The organism is Streptomyces sp. NPDC096013, from assembly GCF_044763565.1.
Taxonomy (GTDB): Bacteria; Actinomycetota; Actinomycetes; order Streptomycetales; family Streptomycetaceae; genus Streptomyces.
The window spans coordinates 369392-376709 of sequence record NZ_JBIWGK010000007.1 but is presented as its reverse complement, the minus strand read 5'-3'; the positions used below and the strand labels follow the sequence as shown (position 1 = coordinate 376709).

7 protein-coding genes are annotated in these 7318 nt (G+C 71.4%); 3 read left to right on the top strand and 4 right to left on the bottom strand.

What is annotated here, in order from left to right; genetic code table 11:
• Positions 1-856: 856 nt before the first annotated feature.
• Complete coding sequence (locus tag ACIRB1_RS25235; protein WP_352184459.1) at positions 857-1903, bottom strand: LacI family DNA-binding transcriptional regulator; 1047 nt, start codon at positions 1901-1903, stop codon at positions 857-859.
• Positions 1904-2152: 249 nt separating this feature from the next.
• Between ACIRB1_RS25235 and ACIRB1_RS25230 the strand changes: the two genes are divergently transcribed.
• The 3 genes from ACIRB1_RS25230 to ACIRB1_RS25220 are packed head-to-tail and all read left to right on the top strand — an operon-like array spanning position 2153 to position 5315.
• Complete coding sequence (locus tag ACIRB1_RS25230; RefSeq protein ID WP_352184460.1) at positions 2153-3310, top strand: Gfo/Idh/MocA family oxidoreductase; 1158 nt, start codon at positions 2153-2155, stop codon at positions 3308-3310.
• On the top strand, positions 3307-4461 hold the full coding sequence (locus ACIRB1_RS25225) for a dihydrodipicolinate synthase family protein (protein WP_403467058.1): 1155 nt from the start codon (positions 3307-3309) through the stop codon (positions 4459-4461). The genes ACIRB1_RS25230 and ACIRB1_RS25225 overlap by 4 nt, the downstream gene beginning before the upstream one ends.
• 35 nt (positions 4462-4496) lie before the next feature.
• Positions 4497-5315 (top strand): sugar phosphate isomerase/epimerase family protein, encoded by an 819-nt coding sequence (locus ACIRB1_RS25220; RefSeq protein WP_403467153.1) that lies wholly within the window; start codon positions 4497-4499, stop codon positions 5313-5315.
• A 35-nt stretch (positions 5316-5350) separates the two neighbouring features.
• Here ACIRB1_RS25220 and ACIRB1_RS25215 read toward each other — a convergent pair whose 3' ends face one another.
• From ACIRB1_RS25215 to ACIRB1_RS25205, 3 genes are all read right to left on the bottom strand, one after another.
• Entirely contained in the window at positions 5351-5740 is a 390-nt protein-coding gene (locus ACIRB1_RS25215; protein ID WP_403467057.1) for a DUF937 domain-containing protein, read from the bottom strand.
• A gap of 226 nt (positions 5741-5966) precedes the next feature.
• Positions 5967-6359: a D-ribose pyranase gene (gene rbsD / locus ACIRB1_RS25210; protein ID WP_403467056.1), complete on the bottom strand. Its 393-nt coding sequence runs from the start codon at positions 6357-6359 to the stop codon at positions 5967-5969.
• Entirely contained in the window at positions 6356-7258 is a 903-nt protein-coding gene (locus ACIRB1_RS25205) for a ribokinase (protein ID WP_403467055.1), read from the bottom strand. Before ACIRB1_RS25205 ends, rbsD begins: the two co-directional genes overlap by 4 nt.
• Positions 7259-7318 lie beyond the last annotated feature (60 nt).

Here is a 7318-nt window from a genome sequence, read left to right as displayed (position 1 = left end):
GGGCGCGTCGACAGGGTGGCGGCACGCCGTGCCGGTTCAGCGGCCAACGGCGAGTGGGGGGCGCGTCGACAGGGTGGCGGCACGCCGCGTCGGTTCAGCGGCCAACGGCGAGTGGGGGGCGCGTCGACAGGGTGGCGGCACACCGCGCCGCCTCGGCGGCCAACGCCGCGCTGCGCCGCGTCGACTCTGCGGCCAACGCCGGCCGCGCCGCGCCGCGTCGAGTTGGGTCGCGCCGAGCGGGGCCGGGTCGCGCTGAGGAGGGTCGGGGGGCAGGGGTCTCTGGAAGCTGTCCGCGAACTAACCCCCTAATCGAACTCTGACTGGTTAGAAAAGGACACAGCTTCCCGACACCCCTCGGCCAGACGCTCCCTCCCTCGCCCTCACCACTCGGCGCGAGTCGCTGAGCCACGCGGCGTGCCCGTCGATCCGTGTGTGCGCCAGCAGCCACTCTGCGTTGGCCGCTGAGCCGACGCGGCGTGTCGCCACCCTGTTGACGCGCCCCTCCACTCGGCGTTGGCCGCTAAGCAGGCTCGCCCTGTCGCCAAACCGTCTGCGCGCCCCCCACTCGGCGTTAGCCGCTAAGCGGGCTCTCCATGTTGCCGATCTGGCGCGTGCCTCGGTGCCGGGGGAGGGGGTGGCAGGGGCCGGGGTTGGCGTACCTGGGCAACCCTGTTTCAGGGTTGCCCGCTCGCTTCTGAAGCGGGATTCCGTGGGGCGAGTCAAGGGTGGCCCGCAGGGCCATCGCCGGAGGCGACGCGTAGCGCAGCGGAGCGCCCTTTACTCGGCTCGCGGAATCCCGACACTGGCCAAGAAGCGGGCAGCCCCACGGCCACACTCGAACCCCGCCCCGGGACACCTACTTCCGCGGCACCCCGGAGGACCCCCGCACCATCAACTCCCCCCGAACCGTGGCGATCCCACCCGGCGGCGGCTCCTCCCGCCCCATGGCGATCCGCCCGGCCCGGGCCCCCGCCTCGGACAACGGCAACCGCACCGTCGTAAGCGAAGGCACCGCGTCCACGCTGAACGGCAGATCGTCGAACCCGGCCACGGAGACATCGTCCGGAATCCGCCGTCCCGATTCGCGCAGCGCCGCGCACGCACCCACCGCGACGGAGTCGTTTGCCGCGACCACGGCCGTCAGGGACGGATCGCGGCGGAGCAGCTCCAGCGTGGCCTCGTAACCCGATCGCCTGTCGTAGCGTCCGTGCACGGTCCAGCGCGGGTCCTCCGAGATCCCGTGCGTCGCCAGCGCCTCCCGATGGCCCTCCAACCGGTGCCGCGTCGTCGTCCGTTCCTCGGGGCCCGCGATGTAGCCCAGCCGGCGATGGCCGAGGCCGATCAGATGCTCGGTCAGTTCACGCCCGCCGCCACGGTTGTCGAAGGTCAGCGCGAACGCCCCCGTGTCCGGCGCCGGAGGCCGCCCGCACAGCACCACCCGCGTCCCCGCCTCGCCCAGCTTCCGCAGCTTCGCCGCGACGGCCGCCGCGTGCGGCGGGTTCTCCATCGCGCCACCGGTCAGCACGACCGCCGCCGCCCGCTGCCGTTGCAACAGCGTCAGGTACGTCAGCTCGCGCTCCGGAGAGCCCCCCGTGTTGCACACCACCGCCAGCCGTTCGCCCCCGGCGCGCCCGCCCGGCCCCCCGATCTCCGACTGGATCGCGCTCGCCATGATCCCGAAGAACGGGTCGGCGATGTCGTTGACCAGGATGCCGACCAGGTCGGACGTGGCCGCGGCGAGCGCGCTCGCGGGGCCGTTCAGGACGTAGTCCAGCTCGTCGACCGCCCGCAGGACCCGCTCGCGCGTGGTGGCCGCGACCGGATAGTTGCCGTTCAGTACGCGCGACACCGTCGCGGGGGAGACCTGGGCGCGGGCCGCCACGTCCGCCAGGGTCACCGTCATGTTGTTCGTCCTCCGGTCGCGCGTCTTGTTGTACGCCGTTGTACATAGGCTGCTCAAAGGAAGCCCCCGTCCGAGCAGACCATAAGGCCACCTGCCCCGGTCGTTCGCCCCCTCGAACAACTCGACCCCATCACGGTCTTGTACAGACCAGTGGGCAAAGGCTAGCTTCTGCATATATAGAAAGCGCTTGCTGCAATCGGGACATGCGCTGAGACATGCGCTGAGACGCATGCGGACGAAGGGGAACACGTGACACGCAAGACGGTGCGTATCGCCATGAACGGCGTGACCGGGCGCATGGGCTACCGACAGCACCTCGTCCGCTCGATCCTCGCACTGCGGGAGCAGGGTGGTCTAGACCTCGGCGACGGAACCGTGCTGTGGCCGGAACCGATTCTCGTCGGCCGCCGCGAGCACGCGCTGAAGGCGCTTGCCGAGCAGCACGGCCTCGACCCGGCCAACGTCTCCACGGACGTCGACGCGGTCCTCGCCGACCCGACTGTCGAGATCTACTTCGACGCCCAGGTCACCTCGGCCCGCGAGGAGGCGCTCAAGAAGGCGATCGCCGCGGGCAAGCACCTCTACACCGAGAAGCCGACCGCCACCGACTTCGACGGCGCCCTCGAACTGGCCCGCCTCGCCGACGCCGCCGGCATCAAGCACGGCGTCGTCCAGGACAAGCTGTTCCTCCCGGGCCTGCTGAAGCTGAAGCGACTCATCGACGGCGGCTTCTTCGGCCGGATCCTGTCCATCCGGGGCGAGTTCGGCTACTGGGTCTTCGAGGGCGACTGGCAGACCGCCCAGCGCCCGTCGTGGAACTACCGCTCGGAGGACGGCGGCGGCATCGTCGTCGACATGTTCCCGCACTGGGAGTACGTCCTCCACGAGCTGTTCGGCCGCGTCAAGTCCGTCCAGGCCATCGCGACCACCCACATCCCGCAGCGCTGGGACGAGAACGGCAAGCCCTACGACGCCACCGCCGACGACGCCGCCTACGGCATCTTCGAGCTCGACAGCGGAGCCATCGCCCAGATCAACTCCTCCTGGACCGTCCGCGTCAACCGCGACGAACTCGTCGAGTTCCAGGTGGACGGGACGGAGGGCTCCGCTGTCGCCGGTCTGCGCAACTGCCGTGCCCAGCATCGGAGTTCCACCCCGAAGCCGGTCTGGAACCCCGACCTGCCCGCCACCGAGGTGTTCCGCGACCAGTGGCAGGAGGTCCCGGACAACACCGACTTCGACAACGGCTTCAAGGCCCAGTGGGAGCTGTTCCTCCGCCACGTCTACGCCGACGCCCCCTACCACTGGGACCTCCTGGCCGGCGCCCGCGGTGTCCAACTCGCCGAGCTGGGCCTGAAGTCGTCCGCCGAGGGCCGCCGTTTCGACGTTCCGGAGATCACCCTGTGACCATCCAACTCCCGGACAGTAGCGGGGCCCTGAGGGCGTACGAGCCCCGGCAGGAACCCCTCGCCGTCACCTCCGGCACCCCCTTCACCTCTCGTACGGTGTTCTCGGCGGCCCACGTCGTCGCCGACCCCTTCGCGGACACGAGCCCCGACTCGGCCGCCGCCGTCGATTGGGACGCGACCCTCGCCTTCCGCCGCCACCTGTGGTCCCACGGGCTCGGTGTCGCCGAGGCGATGGACACCGCCCAGCGCGGCATGGGCCTGGACTGGGCGGGCGCGGCCGAGCTGATCCGCCGAAGTGCCGCCGAGGCCAAGGCGGTCGGCGGCCGGATCGCCTGCGGTGTCGGCACCGACCAGCTCACCGGCCCGGCGTCCCTGGCCGACGTACAGGCCGCGTACGAGGAGCAGTTGGCGCTCGTCGAGGAGTCGGGCGCGCAGGCCATCCTGATGGCGTCCCGCGCGCTCGCGGCCGTGGCCAAGGGGCCCGAGGACTACCTGGAGGTCTACGGCCACCTGCTCCGCCAGGCCACCGAGCCCGTCGTCCTGCACTGGCTGGGCCCGATGTTCGACCCGGCGCTGGAGGGCTACTGGGGTTCGTCCGACCTCGACACGGCCACCGGCACGTTCCTCGACGTCATCGCGGCGCACCCCGACAAGGTCGACGGCATCAAGGTGTCGCTCCTGGAGGCTCAGCGGGAGATCGACATCCGGCGCCGGCTGCCGCAGGGCGTGCGCTGCTACACGGGCGACGACTTCAACTACCCCGAGCTGATCGCGGGCGACGAACAGGGCTTCAGTCACGCCCTGCTCGGCATCTTCGACCCGCTCGGCCCGCTGGCGGCGGAGGCGGTGCGCGTCCTGGACACCGGGAACACGGCCGGATTCCGTGAACTCCTCGATCCGACGGTCGAGTTGTCCCGCCACCTCTTCCAGACGCCGACCCGCTTCTACAAGACGGGCGTGGTCTTCCTGGCCTGGCTCGCGGGCCACCAGACGCACTTCACCATGGTCGGCGGACTCCAGTCGGCCCGCTCCCTCCCGCACTTCGCCCGCGCCTACGAACTCGCCGACGGACTGGGCCTGTTCCCCGACCCGAAGCTCGCCGAGGAGCGGATGAAGAACCTGCTCGCCCTGTACGGAGTGACCCAGTGAGCAATCCCGACCTGTCCCGCTTCTCCATCAACCAGATGACGGTGAAGCAGCTCGGCCTGCCCGAACTGGTCGACGCCTGCCTGGAGTTGGATGTCCCCGGTGTCGGACTGTGGCGCGAACCCGTCCAGTCGTACGGCGTGGAGGCGACCGCCAAGCTGGTCCGTGACGCGGGGCTCACGGTGACAACGTTGTGCAGGGGCGGCTTCCTCACCGCGCTCGACCCGGCCGAGCGCGCCCGCACCCTCGACGACAACCGCCGCGCCGTCGACGAGGCCGCCACGCTCGGCACCGGCACCCTCGTGCTCGTGTCCGGTGGTCTCCCGGCCGGTTCCAGGGACCTGCACGGCGCGCGGGAGCGGATCGCCGACGCGCTGGGCGAGCTGGGGCCCTACGCCGAGAAGCGGGGCGTACGGCTGGCCATCGAGCCCTTGCACCCCATGTACGCCTCCGACCGCTGCGTGGTCTCGACGCTCACCCAGGCCCTCGACCTCGCCGAGCGGTTCCCGGCGCAGCAGGTCGGGGTCACGGTCGACACGTACCACATCTGGTGGGACGACCGGGCGCCCGAGCAGATCGCCCGCGCGGGTGCGGGCGGCCGTATCCACACCTTCCAACTCGCGGACTGGACCACCCCGTTGCCCGAGGGCGTGCTGAACGGCCGCGGGCAGATCGGGGACGGCGCGATCGACATGCGGGAGTGGCTGTCGTACGTCGAGGCCGCCGGATACACCGGGTCCATCGAGGTCGAGCTGTTCAACGACGGCCTGTGGGCCCGGGACGGGCGCGAGGTGCTCGCGGAGACGGCGGCGCGGTTCGTGGAGCACGTGGTCCGGCAGACGTGGGAGTCACCGTGAGCCGTACCGGCCGCCCGGCACCCGCACCGCGCGGGCTACTTCTTCTGTGCCGCGCGCTTCGTGAGCACCGTCAGCACCACCGGGACCAGCATCTCGACGACCCGTGCGACGGCCGCCGGCGGCAGCCCCGTCTTCTTGGCCACCGCGTTCGCCACCGGCTTGGACGCCTTGGCCAGCACCCCGGCCATGACCCCACCGGTCGCGAAACCGCCCAGCGTGGCCACGCCCCACAGCGGGGCCTCCGGAGGCGTCTGCGCGGGCTCCGCTGCCGCCGCCTCGCCGGACAGCGCCGCCGCGGTCGTGTCGACCACGTCCCGGGCGACCGCCTCGTCCGTGCCCAGCAGCCCCGCGATCTCCCGCACCTTGTCGTCGCCCAGCTCGTCGAGGACGGCGCCCTGGAAGGTCGTAGCCGAGTCTTCGCTCATGTCTGAAACGCTACGTCCGCCCGGTTTGGTCGGCACCCGGAGCTCGTCTTGAAAATTTCTCAAGATGTCGTACAACCCTCCCTGCGGGACGTGGGTCGTACTTGGCATCAGGACTCTTGGAGGGGGATCTGGGGGGATCACGAGGGGTTCTGATACCGGAGGGGAAAACCCGAGGGGGCACGGTCGACGGACCGGGCCCCCTCGAATTTATGGTCTCGAACGGTCTCTAGAAGAACACCCCGCACCGCAGCAGCACATTCGCGTACGGCCGCGCCTCGCCCGTGCGGACGATCAGCCGGGCGTCCGCCGACAGCTCCTTGAGCCGCTCATGGGGGACGAGGTCCAGGCCGTCGGGGAAGCGGGCGTCGAGCAGCGCCGTGGCCGCGCGGTTGGCGTCGCGCACCTCGCTCGCCGCCGTGGCGCCCTCCACGACCAGCTCGGCCAGCAGCCCGTCCAGTACCTCCGCGAACGACGGCACCCCGGCCCGGAACGCCAGGTCCACCACCCGGGGACCCCTGGGGATCGGCATCCCGGCATCGCAGACCAGCACCCCGTCCCCGTGCCCCAACTCGGCCAGCGCGCCGGAGAGATGACGGTTGAGGATTCCTGCCTTCTTCACAGCTCCGCGACCTCGTCCGCCCTGGGGAAGGAGTCCTGGGCACCCCTACGGGTCACCGCGACCGCGCCGACCCGGGCCGCGTACTGCGCCGCCTCGGCCAGTGACAGCCCCGCGCCCAGCTTCCAGGCCAGCGCCGCGGTGAACGCGTCACCCGCGCCCGTGGTGTCCACGGCGTCCACCTTCACGGACGGCACCCGGGTCACCCCCTCCTTGGTGGCCACCAACGCGCCCTCCGCGCCGAGCGTCACGACCACGGAACGCGGTCCCTTCGCCAGCAGGACGCGCGCCCAGTCCTCGGGCCGCTCGCCCACGCGCGCGTCCCCGAGGATCACCTTCGCCTCGTGCTCGTTGACGATCAACGGGTCGCAGGCGGCCAGGACTTCGGGCGGCAGCGGCCGGGGCGGCGACGGGTTCAGCACGAACCGGCTGCCCTCCGCGAGATTCCGTACGACCTCCACGACCGTCTCCAGCGGGATCTCCAGCTGTACGGAGACCACCCGGGCGGCCTGGAAGAGGCACCCGGCGGCCTGGACGTCCACGGGGAACAGCTTCGCGTTGGCGCCGGGCGACACCACGATGCTGTTGTCGCCGGACGGGTCCACGGTGATCAGCGCGACCCCGGTCGGCGCCCCGCCGACCAGCACGCCCACCGTGTCGACACCGGCGGCCCGCTGCGAGTCGAGCAGCAGCCGGCCGTGCGCGTCGTCGCCGACCCGGGCCAGCAGGACCGTACGGGCTCCCAGCCGGGCGGCGGCGACCGCCTGGTTGGCACCCTTGCCGCCGGGGTGGACGGCCAGGTCGGACCCGAGGACCGTCTCGCCGGCGCCCGGCCGCCGCTCGACGCCGATCACGAGGTCGGCGTTGGCCGATCCCACGACCAGGAGGTCGTAGTCGTACATCAATTGACTCCCCACAGTGGTGACTTGGAGTGGTGCCCTGGAGCGCCGAGCCGGTCCGTG